Source organism: Streptomyces cyslabdanicus, assembly GCF_052663305.1.
In genome coordinates, this window is the sequence record NZ_JBQRUW010000003.1 from 29911 (window position 1) to 47749 (window position 17839).

Sequence of the window (17839 nt, forward strand, 5' to 3'; positions counted from 1 at the left end):
TCTCGCCGCACCGGCCGAAAGCCCGAGTACATCCAGTACGAGGACTTCCGGCCGGCACACCGAGAGCACGCACCGGACGCCGCTCCTTCACGGGCAAACGTTGCCCGCCGCGGCACTAGCTCTTGGCCTTCTTCTTGTCGGGGCCGCCCGTGAAGGCCTCGTAGGCCTCGAGGACCTCCTCGGTGGGGCCGTCCATGCGCAGTTCGCCGCGCTCCAGCCACAGGACGCGCTCGCAGGTGTCGCGGATGGAGGCGTTGCTGTGGCTGACCAGGAACACCGTGCCGGCCCGGGCCCGCAGCTCGCGGATCCGCTGCTCCGAGCGGCGCTGGAAGGAACGGTCACCCGTGGCCAGCGCCTCGTCGATCAGCAGGACGTCGTGGTCCTTGGCGGCGGCGATGGAGAAGCGCAGCCGGGCGGCCATGCCGGAGGAGTAGGTGCGCATCGGGAGCGTGATGAAGTCGCCCTTCTCGTTGATGCCGGAGAAGTCGACGATGTCCTGGTAGCGCTCCTTGACCTGCTCGCGGGACATGCCCATGGCCAGTCCGCCGAGGAGGACGTTGCGCTCGCCGGTCAGGTCGTTCATCAGCGCCGCGTTCACACCGAGCAGCGAGGGCTGACCGTCGGTGTAGATCCTGCCGTTCTCCACGGGCAGGAGTCCGGCGACCGCCTTGAGCAGGGTGGACTTGCCGGAGCCGTTGGTGCCGATCAGGCCGATGGCCTCGCCCTTGTAGGCGACGAACGAGACCTTCTTGACCGCGTGCACCCGGCGTACGCCGGCCGCCTTCTCGGCCTTCTCGCGGCGCAGGATCCGGTTGAGGGCGGCGGTCGCCGAACCTCGGCCGGAACCGGTGCCGTTGACCCGGTAGACGATGTCGACCCCGTCGGCGACGACGGTGGGAATCTTGTCGGTGTTCAGCTCAGCCACGGCCGTACGTCTCCTCAGCCTTCCAGAAGTAGATGAAGCCGCCGACCCCGGCGAGCAGGGCCCAGCCCACCGCGAACGCCCACACGTGGTGGGGGAGCTGGTGCGCCTTGAAGCTGTCGATCAGCGCGAAGCGCATCAGGTCGATGTAGACGGCGGCGGGATTGGACTGGAGCAGCACCTTCAGCACGTGCGGCATGCTGCTGTGGTTCAGCGTCTTGTCGATGCTCCACATCACGCCCGAGACGTACATCCAGGTGCGCAGCAGGAACGGCATCAGCTGGGCGATGTCCGGCGTCTTGGCGCCCATCCGGGCCATGATCATGGAGACGCCGGCGTTGAACACGAACTGGAGCAGCAGTACCGGGAAGGCCAGTACCCACGACAGGCCGGGCGTCATGCCGAAGCCGAGCAGGATCGCCACGAGGGCGACCATCGAGAACAGCAGCTGCTGGAGCTGCTGGAGCGCGAAGGAGACCGGCAGCGCGGCCCGCGGGAAGTGCAGGGCCCGCACCAGGCCGAGGTTGCCGGAGATCGCCCGGGTGCCCGCCATGATCGAGTTCTGGGTGAACGTCCAGATGAACACGCCCGTCACCAGGAACGGGATGTAGTCCGCCACGCCGCGGCTGGTGCCGATGAGGACGCCGAAGATGAAGTAGTACACCGCCGCGTTCAGCAGCGGGTTGGCGACCTGCCAGAGCTGGCCGAGCTTCGCCTCGCTGTACTGGGCGGTGAGCTTGGCGGTGGCGAAGGCGCTGATGAAGTGGCGCCGCGCCCACAGCTGGCGGACGTACTCGGGCAGGGAGGGGCGGGCGCCGCTGACCGACAGGCCGTGGCGGGCGGCGAGCGCCGCGAGGCCGTCCTCGGCCGGGGCCGGGGTGGGAGGCGGTGTGTGGAGGACCTGGCTCACATCCGCTGCTTTCGCTCGGGGGGAGGGGGTGCGGGCGTCCGGCTTGTCGTCGCCGCTCGTTTCCTTACGGTTCTCTTCACGTTCTCTTACGTCGGAACGGCACCGTATCGTCGCAACGCGAGCGTACGGCGAAGTGACGTCGCAACGCAACCGTTTCGTCGTAACGCCCTATGCTGGGGCCCATGACGACGAACGCCGACGAGCCCCAGACGAGCCCCCGCCGCCGGGTCCCCGCCGGAGCGGCAGTGCTCCGCGAGGATGTGACGGAGGCGATCCGGGCCGCGGTCTTCGAGGAACTGGCGTCCGTCGGCTACGCGCGGATGTCCATCGAGGGGATCGCGCGGCGCGCGGGCGTCGGCAAGACGGCCGTCTACCGCCGGTGGCGCTCCAAGCTGCATCTGGTGCTGGACATCGTCTCGGCGCTCGCCGTGCAGGGCCTGCCCGCGCCGGACACCGGCTCCCTGGAGGGCGACCTGCGGCTGCTCTACGAGGTGACCTCCCGGGCCCTGCGCCACCCCGTGGCCTCGCAGATCATCCCCGACCTCCAGGCGGAGGCGGCCCGCAACCCGGACATCGCCGAGGCCATGCAGAAGGCGCTGCGGGACGGCCAGGAGAGCGTGGCCAGCAGCATCCTGGCGGCGGCCGAGCACCGTGGCGAGATCCGGCCCGGTCTGGACCTCGACCTGGCCCTCGACCTGATCTCGGGCCCGCTGTACTGGCGCGCGGTCGTCATCCGCACACCGAAGCTCCCCAAGGGCTACCTGGCCGCCCTCACCCGGGCGACGACCGAGGCGATCAAAGCTCTTTGACGGCATAAGTACGGGAAGCCGTGGAACGCGGAGCAGCGTGTGGACGCGGTTGTATGCCGGCGCCGGCAGGAGGTGGGTCCGTGACTGGAGATGGCGGCAGGGTGGCACTGGTGACAGGGGCCGGCAGCGGAATCGGTGCGGCCACGGCGCGCCTTCTCGCCGCGCGAGGAAAGCGTGTAGTGGTCAACTACCTCCGCAACACCAAGGCGGCCGAGGAGGTCGTCGCCGGCATCGAGGCCGCAGGCGGCCAGGCCATGGCGGTGCAGGCCGACGTGCGCGAGGCGGCGGCGGTCGAGGGGATGAGTGAGCAGGTCCGGGCGGCGTGGGGAGACGTCGACGTGCTCGTGCACAACGCGCTCACCCCGTATGTGATCAAGCCGTTCCAGGACATGACGTGGGCAGAACTGGGCGGCAAGCTCGACGACGAGATGCGTGCGGCGTTCACGGTCACCAAAGCCGTCCTGCCCGCCATGACCCGACAGGGCTGGGGACGCATCGTCTATCTCGGCACCGGCCTCAGCCGCCGCCCACGCGAGGGCATGATCGCACTGGGCACGGCCAAGGCGGCGCTGACGCAGTTCGCCCGGTACCTCGCCCAGGAACTGGGCCCTCGGGGCATCACCGTCAACATCGTCGAGCCCGGCCCGGTGGAGGACACCCGGATGGCGGGTGTGCTCGACGAGGAGTACAAGCGGCGGCAGGTGGCCGCCACTCCTGTGGGCCGTCTGGCACACCCGGACGACGTCGCCCAGGCCGTCGCGTTCTACGCCGGCGAGGACAACGCCTTCATGACCGGTACCACGGCCGCGGTCAACGGCGGGATGTCCATGGACTGATCCCCCGATCAAGGTGAGTGCTCATGCACACGATCGATCTCGCCTACGTCGGGCGGGGCCTGCACGAGGAACTGGTCGCGTACATCGCCGACCAGCAGGGCTACTACGCCGACGAGGACGTCCACGTCGCGCTGCACGACGGCTGCTCCTGGGACGTGGAACGGCTGCGCCAGGGCGCCACCATCGGACTCGGCAGGGCACTGCTGTCCCGACTGGTCGACGGCATCCCCTGGGTCGCACTCCATGTCGACACCCACCGCCCGCTGTTCTGGTTCCTCGCCCGCCCCGGCCCGACCTCCCTGGCCGATCTGGCCGGCCGACGGCTGGCGGTGCACGCCCCGCGCACCCCACCCGGGTGCTTCGCCCGGATCGTGCTGCGTCAGGCCGGCCTCGACCCGGACCGCGACATCCACACCGTCGTCCGCCCGCCCGGCGACTACGGCATGGACCTGCGCCGGCTGCACGAGGGCTCGATCGACGCCGCCTTCGTCGGCAGCACCATGGCACCGGAGGCGATAGCCGCCGAGTACGGCTGGCGCGTCCTGGCCTGGGTCGGCGACCACTTCCGGATCCCCACCGTGGGCCTGGCCGTCGATCCCACCCGCGTCCACCCGGACGACCCCGCGGTCCAGGCCGTCGTACGAGCCCACCGGCGCGCCCTGCAGGTCATCCACGACGAACCCGACACCACGGTGCGGTACATCCGGACGTTCCTCGGCCGGCACACCGCAGACGAGGCCCGAGCCCACCACGAGACGTTCATCGCGCCGTTCTTCACCACCGACGGCCAAGCCGACCTCGCCGTCGGTGCCACCGCGATCATCGCGGTCGCCGCCGAACTCGGCGTCCCCGCCACCGTCACGGCAGCCGAGTTCTACCGGACCACGGCAGGGCGAACGGATGAGCGAAAGCCGGAAGCCGGACCGGTCAGGTGTGGGCCGCTTCCGGGTGGTGGTGGAGCCAGCCCTGCCAGGCCGACGTGATCATGTCGTGGAGGTCGCGCCGGGCCTTCCAGCCGAGTTCCCTGGCGACGCGGTCGACGGAGGCGACGACGCGGGCGGGGTCGCCGGGGCGGCGGGAGGTGACCGTGGGCGGGGTGTCGTAGCCGGTGACGGCGTTGATCGTGTCGATCATCTCGCGCACCGAGACCCCCTCGCCGCGGCCGATGTTCAGGGTGAGGTCGCGGCCGGGGGAGCCGGAAGAACCGGAAGAACCGGAAGAACCAGAAGAAGAGGACAGGGCGCGAGCCGCGGCCACGTGGGCCTCCGCGAGGTCGGCCACGTGGATGTAGTCACGGATGCAGGTGCCGTCCGGCGTGGGGTAGTCGTCCCCGAAGATGCGCGGGGGCGCGTGCTCGGTCAGCTGTTCGAAAACCATCGGGACCAGGTTGGAGACACCGAGGTCCGCCAGCTCCGGGCTCGCCGCGCCCGCCACGTTGAAGTACCGCAGGGACGCCGTGGACAGGCCCGTCGCCCGGCCGGTCGCACGCACCAGCCACTCACCGGCCAGTTTCGTCTCGCCGTACGGCGACATCGGCACGCACGGCGTCTCCTCCGTGACCAGGTTCACGTCCGGCATGCCGTACACGGCCGCCGAGGAGGAGAACACGAAGGCCCCGACCCCGGCCGCCGTCACCGCCTCCAGCAGGACGCGCAGACCCTCGACGTTCTCCCGGTAGTAGTGCAGGGGCAGGTCCACCGACTCGCCCACCTGCTTCTTCGCCGCCAGGTGGACGACACCGGTCACGTCGTGTTCGGCGAGGATGCGCGCCACCCGGTCGCCGTCCAGCGTGGAGCCCACGACCACCGGGACGTCCCGCGGGACGCGCTCGGAGATGCCGGTGGACAGGTCGTCGTACACCACCACCCGCTCGCCCGCTTCGGTCATCGCGTGGACGACGTGCGCTCCGATGTAGCCGGCGCCGCCGGTGATCAGCCAGGTCATGCGGGCGTCTCCTCGTCAGTTGGCCCAGGTCGTCGTGCGGATGCGGGTCGCGTGCTCATTGTGACGCGGCCCGGTGGAACAGACGGCGCAGTCTGCCACGCAGTATGGACGTCACCCCGTGCAGCCCCATCGCCAGCCGCAGCGCCAGCGCGCCGGAATGCGTGGCGTAGGGCTGGACCAGCAGGGCGCCGTAGCGCACGCTCGGCACGGCGCGGCGGCGCAGCAGGCCGGCGCCCGCGCGCGCGTGCGCCGTCATGTCGCGGCTCGTGCCGTCGGCGAAGCACACCCGAAGCCGCAGGTCCCAGGTGCCGGCCCCCAGCCTCGCGAGGTCCACGCCCGTCTCGGCCGACCAGGTGCCCTCCGTCGCCGGCGTGAGCGGGACGGTGACCTGCTGGGCCGTGCGCCCGCCCTCACGGTGACGCCACGCCACCTCCAGTGCCTCGGGTCCGGCGGCCGCCACCCTGCCGTACAGGTCGTGCAGGCGCAGCCGCAGCACGCTGCTGCCCGCGTGAGGGTGCAGTTCCGCGTCCACGGCCAGGGGCAGGACGTGGACCGGCCGGACCAGGTAGGGCTCCAGGCTGATCTGGGGGAGGTCCTCGGCCCATACGGGGGTGCCGTCCCTGCCTCGGGCGTAGGGCGGGCACAGGCGGGCCGGGCGGGCGGCGAGCTCCTTCAGGCGCGGCAGGTCGCGCGGCTCGGGCGACGCGAGGATCACCCGTCCGAGGAGCCGCCCGGCGGCCGTCGGGTTGACGGCCCAGTCGGCCGCGTCGTACTCGCCGAGGAACTGCCGCGTGTGCTCCCACCAGGCGCGCCGGTACTCCGCGTCGCGCAGGCTCAACTCACGGGCGTACATGCGCAGTTCGTGGTCGAGGAACTTGGCGCGTGCCGCCCGCGCGAGCTCCTTCTGCCCGGCGTTCAGCAGGATGTCGTACGCCGTCCTGCTCGCCTCGGTGCGGGCCCGCCAGTTCTCGATGTGCGCGCGGTCCAGCGAGATCGACAGATGTCCGGCGGACCGGCGCACGTTCCACACGTACACCTGGTCGGGGATGAGGGCCAGGCGGGGTTCGGCGGCCAGTAGGCGCGCGCTGAACACGAAGTCCTCGTAGGGGTAGTGCCCGTCCGGGAAGCGGATCGCGTGCTCGCGCAGGAAGTCGGTGCGGTACAGCTTGTTGACGCACAGGGTGTCGTGCACCAGACGCGTGAGCCGCGCGGGGCGGGTGAGGACGGCGCCCTCGCCGTAGAGCTTGCGCTGCCAGGGCACCTCGCGCCCGGAGGGCAGCTCACGGCGCACGCACAGGCCGCTCACGACCTCGGCCCGCTCCTCCCGGGCGGCGGCGACCAGCGCGTTCACCGCGCCCGGCGGCAGTACGTCGTCGCTGTCGAGGAACATCACGTACGGCGTCGTCACCGCGTCGATGCCGGTGTTGCGCGGGGTGCCGCAGCCGCCGCTGTTGTCCTCGCGCCGGATCACCCGCACTCTCGGTTCGGTCGCGGCCAGGCGTTCGAGCAGCTCGAAGGTGCCGTCCGTCGAGCAGTCGTCGACGGCGACGACCTGGCTGACGGAGGGGCCCTGCGCGAGAGCCGAGCGCACAGCGTCGGCCATGTGGGTGACGTCGTTGTAACCGATCACGACGACGCTGACGTCGGTGGCATGGTCGGGGTGCAGATGCATGGTATCCACGAGCGGGAATAGTAGGGATAGTCGGTAATCTCCCGTTAAGAGGGACTTGGTGTCCCGTCCGGAAGACGGTGAGTGTCCGACTCGGGTTCCCCTTGAGGACTCACCAATTCCGTCGACAGCCACAACCGGACGAAGGAGAACGGCGCGGCGGTGGCCGGTGGCGGCGATCCGGTCCGCCGTGGGCAGACGGACTCGCGAAAGAGCAAACGGTGTTCAACGGCTCTGGGTAACGGCCTGGCGGCCGCGGATGGGGACACGGACCCGAGCGGGCTTCGGCTCGGGGGCGCGACCTGCGACGACACCGGACGGCAGGGGAGGACGGCGACCGGCTCGGCCACCCCGTGCGTGACCGGACCCGCAGCGTGGCGACCCGTAGCGCAGTGGCCCGCAGCGCGGCGATCCGTAGCGCCGTGGCGCGCAGGACGCGCAGCGGCCGGACGGCCGGTCCGACCGTCCGGTGGCACAGGGCCGCCACCAGTCGCAGTACCCGGATCGCGCGGTGCGGGCCCAGCCTGACCAGGGCGTATCGCAGCCCGATGTACCCGATGCGCAGCGCCGGCCACAGGCCGAGGGTGCGGTAACGGCGGCGGCACGCCTCCAGGCATGCGCGCGGGTACGCCGGGACCCGGTGCGCGGGGACGTTGACACTGAACCTGGGCAAGGGGGCATCCAAGGGCCGACACGGGCGTTCTGCCCGGGAACGGCCGGTGGAGCGGGTCGGTCACGGCCCGCTGAGGCATCCGGGGGACGGCGAGCCGGCGGTGGGCGGGCCGGCGCCGGTCCGCCCCGAAACGTCTTACCGTGTGCTTACTTGACCGCGCCCGCCATCACACCCGAGACGAACTGCCGCTGGAAGGCGAAGAACACGGCCAGCGGGATCACCATGGAGATGAACGCCCCGGGCGCCAGTACGTCGATGTTGTTGCCGAACTGGCGTACCTGGGTCTGGAGGGCGACGGTGATCGGCTGCGTGCCGGACTTGGTGAACACCAGCGCGACCAGCATGTCGTTCCACACCCACAGGAACTGGAAGATGCCCAGGCTCGCGATCGCGGGCCCGCCCAGCGGCAGCACCACGCGGGCGAACAGCCGCAGTTCACCGGCGCCGTCGAGGCGGGCCGCCTCCAGCAGCTCGCGGGGGATCTCCGCGAAGAAGTTCCGCAGCAGGAACACCGCGAACGGCAGGCCGAAGCCCGTGTGGAACAGGACCACCCCGAAGATCGTGCCGAACAGGCCCAGCTTGCCGAAGAGTTCGGCGATCGGGATGAGCGCCACCTGCACCGGCACGACCAGCAGTCCGACCACGGCCAGGAACCACCAGTCCCGGCCGGGGAACTCCATCCACGCGAAGGCGTAGCCCGCCAGCGAGCCGACCAGGACCACCAGGACGGTGGCCGGGACCGTGATCAGCACGGTGTTCAGCAGGGAGTTGGTGATGTCGCTGTTCTCCAACAGCTTCTGGTAGCTGTCGAAGGTGAGCTGCGAGGGCTTGCCGAGCACCGACCACCAGCCGCTCGCGCTCATGTCCGTCGGCGAGCGCAGCGAGGACAGCAGCAGACCGATCGTCGGGACCAGCCAGAACAGGCCCACCACGATCAGGAACACGCGGAGCACGCCGCCGCTGACGGCCTGCGCCAGCCGCGAACCCAGGGACGGTTTCGCCCGTACGGCCCGGGGGACGGGCACCGTCTTCGGCGGAGTCCCGGCTTCCGTCGTCATCGCCGCACCTCCCGCCGCAGCCTGCGCAAGTTGAACAACATCACCGGGATCACCAGCACCAGAAGGAACACCGAGATGGCGCTGGCGATGCCCGGCTGCCCCTCCGAGAAGCCCTTGCGGTACAGCTCCAGGGCCAGGACGTCGGCATCGGCCTGGGAGGAGCCCGGGGCGATGATGTAGACCAGGTCGAAGATCTTCAGCACGTTGATCATCAGGGTGACGGCGACGACCGCGAGCACGGGGGCCAGCAGGGGCACGGTGACCCTCCGGAACACCTGCCACTCGTTCGCGCCGTCGACCCGGGCCGCCTCCAGCAGTTCCCGGGGCACCGCCGCGAGGCCGGCGGCGATCAGCACCATCGCGAACCCGGCCCACATCCACACGTACGCCCCGATGACGGCCGGGGTGACCAGCGACGGGCCCAGCCAGTTCACGCCGTTGTACGGCGCCTTGAAGTTGCTCGCCGGGAGCCGGAGCAGTGCGCCGTCGGCGGACGCCGGCAGGGTGAACGTGCCGTCGTCGGCGGCCTTCGTGGATGCCACCACCGTGCCGCCCTTCACCGCCTCGATCCGCATCCCGGCATAGCCCGGCTCGCTCGGGTCGACCACGCTGAGCCTCCCGACGCCCTTGCCGCGCGTGAAGTCCTGCCAGGTGGTGCCGGTGATCTTCCCCGGCTCCGGCGTGGCCTGGACGGCCTGCTCGGCGCTCTTCGGCATCTGGTCGGGGGCCACTCCGACCAGGGGGAGCGTGACCGACTGCCCGGTGTGGACCGGGTCGGCGGTGAGGAAACCGCCCTGGTCCGGCTTGAGCGGCGAGTCGCGGCCCGGGTGGGCCTTCGGGAACGCCGAGGACTGCGCGAACGTGTCGTGCACCCCGACCCACACCGCGTTGGCGACGCCGCGGTCCGGGTCCTGGTCGTACACCAGCCGGAAGATGATCCCGGCCGCCAGCATGGAGATCGCCATCGGCATGAAGACGACCAGCTTGAACGCCGTTCCCCAGCGCACCCGTTCGGTCAGCACCGCGAAGACCAGACCGAGCGCGGTGGCGACCGTCGGCGCGAACACCATCCAGATGACGTTGTTCTTCAGCGCGGTGCGGATGCCGTCGTCGGTGAACAGGGCCTTGTAGTTGTCGAACCCGGCGAAGCCGTCGCCGGAGGCGTTGGAGAAGCTGCGGACGAGCGAGTACCCGATGGGGTAGACCACGAGCGCGCCGAGCAGCACCAGGGCGGGCAGCAGGAACAGGGCCGCCACGGTCCTGCGGGTGCCGGTCACGCTCTTGCGACGACGGGGCGCGGCGGGGCCCGTCGAGGCTCCCGCCGCCGTGGCCGGCGCCATCGCGGGATCAGCTCCCGCCGCCGTACGCCGCCGCCGCGTCCTTCTCCAGCCTGGCCTGGGTGCCCGCCACGTCCGAGGGGTTCTTCAGGAAGTCCTGGAGGTCCTGCCACTCACCCTTGCCGGGCGTGCCCCCGAAGGCCTGCGGGGCCTGGTCGGACATGTCGAAGCGGAAGGAGTCGCCCGACGCGATCAGCGCCTGGGCGATCGTGCGCTGCACCTCGTTCGGATACGCGGAGTTCGGCACGTTCTTGTTCGGGGACAGGTAGCCGCCGAGCTTCGCCTGGATCGTCGCCGCGTCCGGCGAGGCCAGGAAGGTGACCAGGGCCTGGGCCGCCTCGGAGTCCTTCAGGATCACGGCCGCGTCGCCGCCGGAGACCACCGGCGCGGTGGAGCCCACGGCCGGGAACGGGAACACCTTCGCGTCCGTGCCCACCTTCGCCTTGGTCTCACCGATGTTGACCTGCACGAAGTCGCCCTCGTAGACCATGCCGGCCTTCGGCTGGTCGCCGCCGGTGAAGGTCTGGGTGACGGAGGCCGGGAACTCGGTCTGCAGCGCGCCGGTCGGGCCGCCCGCGACGTAGTCCTTCTTGGACCAGATCTGGGCGAGCGTGGTGAGCGCGTCCTTGACGGACGGGTCCGTCCACTTGATCTTGTGGTCGGTGAGCTGGTCGTACTTCTCCGGCCCGGCCTGGGAGAGATAGACGTTCTCGAACCAGTCGGTGAGGGTCCAGCCGTCGGCGCCGCCGACGGAGAACGGGGTGACCCCGGAGTCGTAGACCTGCTGCGCGGCGCTCAGCAGGTCTTTCCAGGTCTTGGGTTCACTCGCCCCCGCGTTCTCGAAGACCTTGGCGTTGTACCAGATCAGCGACTTGTTCGCGGCCTTGTAATAGGCGGCGTACTGCGTGCCGTCGACCTTGCCGAGGTCCTGCCAGCCCTGCGAGTAGTTCTTGGTGAGCTGCTCCTGGGCTTCCTGGCCGAGGGGCTTGGCCCACTTCTTCTCCACGGCCTGCTTGATGGCCCCCGGCTGCGGGAGCAGCGCCACGTCCGGCGGCTGGCCGCCCGCGATCTTGGAGCCGAGGAAGTTGATGATCGGGTCCTGGGCGGGGACGAAGGTGACCTTGGCGCCGGTGCGCTTCTCGAACTCGGCGAGGACCTGTTTGAAGTTCTTCTGCTCGCCGCCGGTCCAGACGGCGGCGACCTCCAGCGTCGCGCCGTCCAGCTTGGGGAGGGTGACGGAGGCGGCGCTCTCCGTGGCCCCGCCGCCGCTGTGGTCGTCGCCGCTCTTCTTGTTGTCGCTTGTGCCGCCGCACGCGGTGAGGGAGAGGGCCAGTGCCCCCACGGCGACGGCCGCCGCGGTCCTCGCGGCCCGGTGACTGAGGAGGGTGCTGCTCGTGCTGCGCATGACTGCCCCGTTCTCCGTTCCTCGTCGAACGTCCGAACGCTGTCCCGTGGGCTCTGGTGTACGCCGGGGTCCGGGAGTCGGCAAGAGCGCCCACGGCGTCAACCGGGCGATCGTGACCACGTCGTGACTCCGCGTCAGATGTCGATCACGGCAGCGGGACCGGTCACAGCAACGAGGGAACGCGGGCCGCCGACACCTCCCGCGCCGCGCGCTCCAACGCGCTTGCCAGCAGGGCGAGATCGGTCGGCCCGTTGCCCAACTCCCGTACCGAGCGCCGGGTGGGAGGGTCGCCCATGCGGTGCCACTCCAGCGGCACGACCGTGGGGCGCTGCGTCGCGGTGCGGGGGATGCGGCCGGTGACGCGACCGCCCTGGAACGCCGTCACGCGGCCGTCCGGACAGGCCAGCCGCCCGCGTCCGGGCGCCGGCTCGTCCGGTCCCGGGGCCGGTGCGTCCAGTGTGACCCGCAGCGCGGCCCGGCGCGCCGGTTCGGTCTGCGCCGTACGGCCGCCGGGCGTGGTGGCCGCCACCAGGTGGACGCCGAGCCGCTCGCCCTCCCTGGCCACCGCCTCCAGCGCGCGGATCACCGACCCGGCCGAGGGCCGGCCGGGCGACCCGAGCGAGGGCGAGACCAGCGCGTCCAGGTCGTCGACGACGACCACCAGCCGGGGCAGCGGCGGCGCGGTGGCGGCCTGCCGGCGGGCGGCGGCGGGCCGCAGCCGCATCGTCGAACTGGGCGGGCTGTCGAGATCCCCCACGTCACCGGTGCCGACGGCGCCCCCGGCGCCCGGGCCGGCCGGGCCCGTGCCGGTGTGCCCCGGGGCGAACGCGCCATGGGCGGTCGCCGTGCGCTGGGCGGCGCGGGCCGCGTCCGCGCCGGGTGTGCCCGCGCCGCTCGTCCGCGCGCCGGGTACGCCCGGGTGGGCCGTGCTCGCGCCCGCGGGGCCCGTGGGGGTGCGTCCCGGCTCGAAGGTGCCGCGGGTCGCCGTCGTCCGCTGCGGGGCGCGCGCGGTGTCGGCGCCGGCTGCCGCGCCCGGGCCGGCCGGGGCCGCGTAGGTCGGGGTGGTCGGGGTGGTCGGGCCGGGCGTGCCGGAAGGCGACGGTGTGCGGGGGGAGACGAGGCGGCCGGAGACCTCGCGTCGGGTGTGCCACTCGGTGAAGTCCGTCAGCCCGACCAGTTCGGCCCGGCGTTTCAGCTCGGCGCTCAGCGACTGGGCGAACTCCCGCATGCGGACGGGGTCGTTGGCGGTGAGGTGGGTGGTCACGTGCGGCACGTCCGTGCAGACCCGCAGGCCGTCGCCGTGCCCGCCGCCCGCGCCGGTGCCGTCCCGGCCGTCCACCAGCACGATGCCGAGGCGGTCGGGCCGCTCGGCGGCGGCGAGCGAGGCGACGACGGAGCGCAGCAGTTCCGTACGGCCGCTGCCCGCGGGCCCCTCGATCAGCAGATGCGGTCCGTCGGCCACGAGGTCGGCGCAGACCGGCCCGCGCGGACCGGCGCCCAGTATCGCCCCGGCGCGCCCGCCCAGGGCCGCCGTGTCGTCGGCCGCGTCCGCCCAGCGGGCCTGGAGCGAGGCCGGGGTGGCCCGCGCGAGCCCCAGCTCGTCGAGCAACCGCGCCGACAGGGGCAGGGGCGCCGACACCCGGGCCGGCCGGTTCGCTCCGGGCCCGTCCGTCCGCAGGGGAGCCAGGGCCCGCGCGAACCGCTCGGCCCAGGCGAGGGACACCGCGTCGACGACGGCGACGGTGCCGGGGGATATGGGGGTGCGGTGCGGGGCCCGCGCCGCCGGGGCCTGGGCGGGTGCGTCGGCGCGCGGAGCGCGCAGGGCGTCCGCGCGCCGCCGGAACCGCTCGGATCCGCTGTCCCGGTGCGCCGCGGCCGGGTGTCCCGCGACGCGCATCAGCCGCAGCGCCGTCGCCACGTCGCCGCTGAGCAGGGCGACGGCTCCGCACGCCCCGAACGCCGGCGACCCCGCGCACGCCGCCTCGTAGGTGTCCGTGACCGGGGACGCGGGCGAGGCGGGTGTCGTCTCGGCGAGACACACGACGTGTATCCCGGCCCGGGGGCCCTCGTGCGCCAGGCGTGCCACCGCCTCGCGCACCGTCGCGCCGCCCGGGTCGCCGTCCACGACCACCACCGTGTACGGCCCGGCGAAGCCCGGCTCGTCCACCGGGTTCTCGTCCCGCACCCAGAAGGGAGACCGGGCGTCGTCGCGCGCGTCCTGGGCCCGGTGGTCGCCGGTCGCGGGGCGCGTCCCGGAAGCGGGGGCGCCGCCCGGGTGGTCCGCCGTGCGGTCCTCGACGCGCCGGAGGAGTTCGTCCGTGCGGGCCGCGGCCTGCTCGCGGTCGTAGGCGAGCAGGAGGCGGCAGTCCTGGCCGTGGGCCGGGCGGACGTGGGGCAGCCAGCCGAGCCAGGACCACTCGGCGGTGCGCTCCTCCAGCGGGCGGGCGCCATCGGCGCTGACCAGCACGATCTCGAGCGCGTCCGGGGAGTGCGCCGCGGCGAGCTGGGCGAGCACCGCGCGGGCCAGCCCGGACAGGCGGGCGCGCGGTCCGGCCAGGCCCAGTGCCCCCACCTCGCGCAGGTCGGCGGTGACCGGGACCGCGGGCAGCAGCCCCGAACCGTCGGGGGCCGGCCGGTCGGCCGTGCCGAGCCGCACGGTGAGCGCCTCCGGGTGCCCCGGCCCGCGCTCCCACAGTCGCGGTCCCGGGCCCAGGGCCGCGAGCAGCAGCGCCGCCGGGTCCGGCCAGGTGTCCGGCAGCTGCGGCGCGGTGCGCCACGCGGGCGCGTCCTGCGCGCGCACGTCCGCCGCCGTGCCGTCGTACGTCCCGCGCCGGTCGGCCCCCTGTTCGCCGCGCCCGCCGGTCAGCCGCCGCGCCCACGCGCCGAGCCCGCCGCGCCGCCGCAGGACCTGCGGTACGCCGGTGCCGCCGTCGGCCGTGATGGCGAAGGACACCGGCGCGGGCGTCGTGCCGGGAGCCCCGTCGCCGCTCTCGGTCCGGTCCACGCCGGCCTGCGCGGGGACCGCGGGGGCCGCGGAGGCTTCTGCGGATCCGGACGCCCGGGTTCCCGGTGGGTGCGGCGCGAGTGTTCCCCGGTGGGTCACGGTCGGGCCCGTGGCATCGCCGTACGCGTGCGGGTCCGCGCCGCGCGCACCGCTGCCGTGGCCGTCGCCCGCGCCGTCCTGTACGCGCTCATGTGCGGGGGCGGGAGCGGAGGAGGTGTCGGGGGAGGTGGCCGTGGTGGCGGGCGCGCCCTCGGAGGGGAGCCGCACATGGCCCTCCCCGTCGGGTGTCGTGCGTACGCGGGCGTCCGGTCCCGCGGCCGGTGTCAGGCGCAGGGCCGACTCGCCGATGCGCAGCAGCGCCCCCGGGGCGAAGCGGACCGGGCGGGACCCGACGGGGCTGCCGTCCAGCACCGTGCCGTTGGTGGAGCCCAGGTCGGCGACCGAGACGCCGCCGTCGGGGGCGACCGTCACCGCGCAGTGCACGCGCGAGACGTCGGGGTCGTCCAGCGGCACGTCGGCGTCGGCGGAACGGCCGACCGTGATCTGCCCGCCGTGCAGCAGGTGCACCCCGCCCGCGTCCGGTCCCGCGACCACGTGCAGCTGGGTCGGGGCGTCGTCGAGTTCGGGGTGCGGCTCGGGGTCGGCGGGGGCGCCCAGGGACAGCACCGCGCCGTCGAGCAGCGGGGGCTCGCCGAGTGTGCAGCGCTGGGCGTCCAGCCGCTCCGCGCCCGCGCACAGCACCACGGGACCCGTCCCCGGTTCCCGGCCGCCGGACGCGCCCCGCTCCCGGCCGCCCCGCTCGGACGCCGAGGTCCCCTCGCCGCAGACCGTCGCGGCCAGCGCCGCGGCCACCGCGGCCAGGGCGGTGCCGGCGGGCGCCGTGACCAGCACGTCGCAGCGCGCGGAGCGGTTCCGCGCCGGTGGGTGGCCGGCCTGCTCCTGCGAGGCCGAGACCGTGGGGGAGGGCGGGCCCTGCGGATCTACGACGGTCAGCCGGATCTGCATCGCCGTCAGCGGTCCCTTCTGCGCGGGCGCCCGCGACCGGCGTGGGGCGAAACCGCCCCGCGGTCCCCCACCGCGGACTTTCCCCCATCGCCGGACGAGCACGTCGGCCAGTTCTGGAGGCATCCTCGCACCTGCCACCGACACCGCGCCCGCCACCCACCGGCAAGTGATCTTGATTGGTCGGCTCTGCCCGCAAAAGTTCCCGGCCGATGCTCGGCGGATGTCCGTTCGATGCCTGCTTGAGATCGTTCACGTCCGTACCGGGCAACCAAGCGACCCGAGCCGAGCGTCTTTCCATCGAACATGTACGGAGGCCCGTGCGTACGTCGCCGTGGACGGAGCCGGCGCGGCGCGGGCGGACGGCACCGGGCGCGGGACCGGGCGCGGCAGCTCGACCGTCCGGCGCCACGGGGGGCGGCAAACTAAAGTGGGTCGGAACACCCGCGTGGCGGGTCCCGGCACCCGCGGGACGCCCCGGAAGCTCGGGTTCACGCAGGCAAGCAACTTCAGGCAAGCAACGCAAGCAACGCAAGCTACGCAAGCAACAGGGAGCGCATGACGTGCGGCCGGTAGGCAGCAAGTACCTCCTGGAGGAGCCGCTCGGACGCGGTGCCACCGGGACCGTCTGGCGAGCCCGCCAGAGGGAGGCGGCGGGCGCGGAGGCAGCCGTGCCCGGGCAGCCCGGGGAGACCGTCGCCATCAAGGTCCTCAAGGAGGAGCTGGCGAACGACTCCGACATCGTGATGCGGTTCCTGCGGGAGCGGTCCGTCCTGCTCCGGCTGACCCATCCGAACATCGTGCGGGTGCGCGACCTGGTGGTCGAGGGCGATCTGCTGGCGCTGGTCATGGACCTCGTCGACGGCCCCGACCTGCACCGCTACCTGAGGGAGAACGGCCCCCTCACGCCCGTGGCCGCCGCGTTGCTCACCGCCCAGATCGCCGACGCGCTCACCGCGAGCCACGCCGACGGGGTCGTGCACCGCGACCTGAAGCCGGCCAACGTCCTGCTGAAGCAGGACGGCGGGCAGATGCACCCGATGCTGACCGACTTCGGCATCGCCCGTCTGGCCGACTCCCCGGGACTCACCCGCACCCACGAGTTCGTCGGCACGCCCGCGTACGTCGCGCCCGAGTCCGCCGAGGGCCGGCCGCAGACCTCCGCGGTCGACGTCTACGGCGCCGGGATCCTGCTGTACGAGCTGGTCACCGGCCGGCCGCCGTTCTCCGGCGGCTCGGCGCTCGAGGTCCTGCACCAGCACCTGAGCGCCGAACCGCGCCGCCCGTCCACCGTCCCCGACCCGCTGTGGACGGTCATCGAGCGCTGCCTGAGCAAGAACCCCGACGAGCGGCCCAGTGCCGAGAACCTCGCCCGGGGGCTGCGCGTCGTCGCCGACGGTGTGGGCGTGCACGCGAACCCCGCGCAGATCGCCGCGGCGGAGGCCGTGGGGGCGCTGCTGATGCCCGACCCGGCGCCCGCGACCGTGCCCGCCCCCGACGTCCCCGGCGCCGCCGACCCCACACAGGTGCTGCCGCAGGGCGCCGCGTCGTACGACCCGAACGCCGCGACCAGCGTCCTGCCGCACTCCGGCCCGCCCGGCGCGGCCGATCCGACCACGGTGCTGCCCGCGCACGGCGGCGCCGACTCCACGCGCGTGATGCCGCCGATGCCGCAGGGAGCGCCGGGCGACATGAACGGCGCCGGCGGCGGGCCGTACGGGGACCAGCAGCCCGAGCAGCCGCACCCCTGGCAGAACCAGCTGCGCGCCGCCCGCGACCGCAACGAGCAGACGCAGGTCCAGTACCTGGACCCCGGCGAGGACCCGCTGCGCCGCCGCCCCCAGCGGCAGGTCGCCCGGCCCCAGCAGCAGCCGCAGCGCCAGCCGCGTCCCCAGGCGCAGCCCGGTCGCGGCTATCAGCAGCAACAGCCGCAGCGGTACGCGCCGCCCGCCCGGCCGGAGCCCCGGCAGCCGGCACGCGAGCCGAGGCCGCCGCGGCAGCGGAGCGCGAACCCGATGAAGATCCCCGGGCTCGGCTGCCTCAAGGGCTGCCTGTTCACGATCATCATCCTGGTGGTGGCCGGCTGGCTCATCTGGGATCTGACGCCGCTGCACCGCTGGATCGGGGACGGCGAGAGCTACTGGCACCAGCTGAGCTCCTGGGCCGGCGCCGTGAGCGACTGGGTCAAGGAACTGGGCGGTGGCAGCGGCAGTGGCAACTAGACGCGGTTCTGGGGATTTGTCGACAGCCGGCGGGTGAATTCCGGCTCC

General features: G+C 73.0%; 12 protein-coding genes. 4 read left to right on the forward strand and 8 right to left on the reverse strand.

What is annotated here, in order from left to right; translation table 11 throughout:
• Positions 1-115: 115 nt before the first annotated feature.
• Together ACTYVM_RS02320 and ACTYVM_RS02325 are read right to left on the reverse strand one after the other, a co-directional pair.
• Positions 116-925 (reverse strand): ABC transporter ATP-binding protein, encoded by an 810-nt coding sequence (locus tag ACTYVM_RS02320; RefSeq protein ID WP_400033993.1) that lies wholly within the window; start codon positions 923-925, stop codon positions 116-118.
• Positions 918-1832 (reverse strand): ABC transporter permease, encoded by a 915-nt coding sequence (locus ACTYVM_RS02325; RefSeq protein ID WP_445524275.1) that lies wholly within the window; start codon positions 1830-1832, stop codon positions 918-920. Before ACTYVM_RS02325 ends, ACTYVM_RS02320 begins: the two co-directional genes overlap by 8 nt.
• A gap of 182 nt (positions 1833-2014) precedes the next feature.
• Here ACTYVM_RS02325 and ACTYVM_RS02330 point away from each other — a divergent pair, with 182 nt between their 5' ends.
• From ACTYVM_RS02330 to ACTYVM_RS02340, 3 genes are read left to right on the forward strand one after another with little or no spacing between them, the layout of a single operon-like run.
• The gene (locus tag ACTYVM_RS02330) at positions 2015-2641 is read left to right on the forward strand and encodes a TetR/AcrR family transcriptional regulator (RefSeq protein ID WP_445524276.1); all 627 of its coding nucleotides are present in this window, start codon (positions 2015-2017) and stop codon (positions 2639-2641) included.
• Between the two features lie 53 nt (positions 2642-2694).
• Positions 2695-3477: an SDR family NAD(P)-dependent oxidoreductase gene (locus ACTYVM_RS02335; RefSeq protein ID WP_445524277.1), complete on the forward strand. Its 783-nt coding sequence runs from the start codon at positions 2695-2697 to the stop codon at positions 3475-3477.
• Between the two features lie 23 nt (positions 3478-3500).
• Positions 3501-4460: an ABC transporter substrate-binding protein gene (locus tag ACTYVM_RS02340; protein WP_445524278.1), complete on the forward strand. Its 960-nt coding sequence runs from the start codon at positions 3501-3503 to the stop codon at positions 4458-4460.
• Here the strand turns inward: ACTYVM_RS02340 and galE are convergent.
• From galE to ACTYVM_RS02370, 6 genes are all read right to left on the reverse strand, one after another.
• On the reverse strand, positions 4405-5421 hold the full coding sequence (gene galE / locus ACTYVM_RS02345; RefSeq protein WP_445524279.1) for a UDP-glucose 4-epimerase GalE: 1017 nt from the start codon (positions 5419-5421) through the stop codon (positions 4405-4407). The two genes, ACTYVM_RS02340 and galE, sit on opposite strands and share 56 nt — an antisense overlap.
• Positions 5422-5476: 55 nt before the next feature.
• On the reverse strand, positions 5477-7093 hold the full coding sequence (locus ACTYVM_RS02350; RefSeq protein WP_445524476.1) for a glycosyltransferase family 2 protein: 1617 nt from the start codon (positions 7091-7093) through the stop codon (positions 5477-5479).
• A gap of 816 nt (positions 7094-7909) precedes the next feature.
• A complete protein-coding gene (locus ACTYVM_RS02355; protein WP_445524280.1) occupies positions 7910-8821 on the reverse strand; it encodes a carbohydrate ABC transporter permease in 912 nt (303 codons plus the stop codon).
• The gene (locus ACTYVM_RS02360) at positions 8818-10161 is read right to left on the reverse strand and encodes a carbohydrate ABC transporter permease (RefSeq protein ID WP_445524281.1); all 1344 of its coding nucleotides are present in this window, start codon (positions 10159-10161) and stop codon (positions 8818-8820) included. The genes ACTYVM_RS02355 and ACTYVM_RS02360 overlap by 4 nt, the downstream gene beginning before the upstream one ends.
• 7 nt (positions 10162-10168) lie before the next feature.
• The gene (locus ACTYVM_RS02365; RefSeq protein WP_445524282.1) at positions 10169-11563 is read right to left on the reverse strand and encodes an ABC transporter substrate-binding protein; all 1395 of its coding nucleotides are present in this window, start codon (positions 11561-11563) and stop codon (positions 10169-10171) included.
• Between the two features lie 163 nt (positions 11564-11726).
• Positions 11727-15572 (reverse strand): FHA domain-containing protein, encoded by a 3846-nt coding sequence (locus ACTYVM_RS02370; protein ID WP_445524477.1) that lies wholly within the window; start codon positions 15570-15572, stop codon positions 11727-11729.
• 560 nt (positions 15573-16132) lie between these two features.
• Here ACTYVM_RS02370 and ACTYVM_RS02375 point away from each other — a divergent pair.
• Positions 16133-17791 carry a serine/threonine-protein kinase gene (locus tag ACTYVM_RS02375; RefSeq protein ID WP_445524283.1) on the forward strand — a complete coding sequence of 553 codons (1659 nt, stop codon included), beginning with the start codon at positions 16133-16135 and terminating at the stop codon, positions 17789-17791.
• The last annotated feature ends 48 nt before the right edge of the window (positions 17792-17839 follow it).

Excerpts from the sequence above, each read along its gene's own strand:
- ACTYVM_RS02355 (WP_445524280.1), bottom strand. The coding sequence starts at position 8,821 with ATGACGACGGAAGCCGGGACTCCGCCGAAGACGGTGCCCGTCCCCCGG.
- ACTYVM_RS02350 (WP_445524476.1), bottom strand. The coding sequence starts at position 7,093 with ATGCATCTGCACCCCGACCATGCCACCGACGTCAGCGTCGTCGTGATC.
- galE (WP_445524279.1), bottom strand. The coding sequence starts at position 5,421 with ATGACCTGGCTGATCACCGGCGGCGCCGGCTACATCGGAGCGCACGTC.
- ACTYVM_RS02370 (WP_445524477.1), bottom strand. The coding sequence starts at position 15,572 with ATGCAGATCCGGCTGACCGTCGTAGATCCGCAGGGCCCGCCCTCCCCC.
- ACTYVM_RS02360 (WP_445524281.1), bottom strand. The coding sequence starts at position 10,161 with ATGGCGCCGGCCACGGCGGCGGGAGCCTCGACGGGCCCCGCCGCGCCC.
- ACTYVM_RS02330 (WP_445524276.1), top strand. The coding sequence starts at position 2,015 with ATGACGACGAACGCCGACGAGCCCCAGACGAGCCCCCGCCGCCGGGTC.
- ACTYVM_RS02365 (WP_445524282.1), bottom strand. The coding sequence starts at position 11,563 with ATGCGCAGCACGAGCAGCACCCTCCTCAGTCACCGGGCCGCGAGGACC.
- ACTYVM_RS02340 (WP_445524278.1), top strand. The coding sequence starts at position 3,501 with ATGCACACGATCGATCTCGCCTACGTCGGGCGGGGCCTGCACGAGGAA.
- ACTYVM_RS02335 (WP_445524277.1), top strand. The coding sequence starts at position 2,695 with ATGCCGGCGCCGGCAGGAGGTGGGTCCGTGACTGGAGATGGCGGCAGG.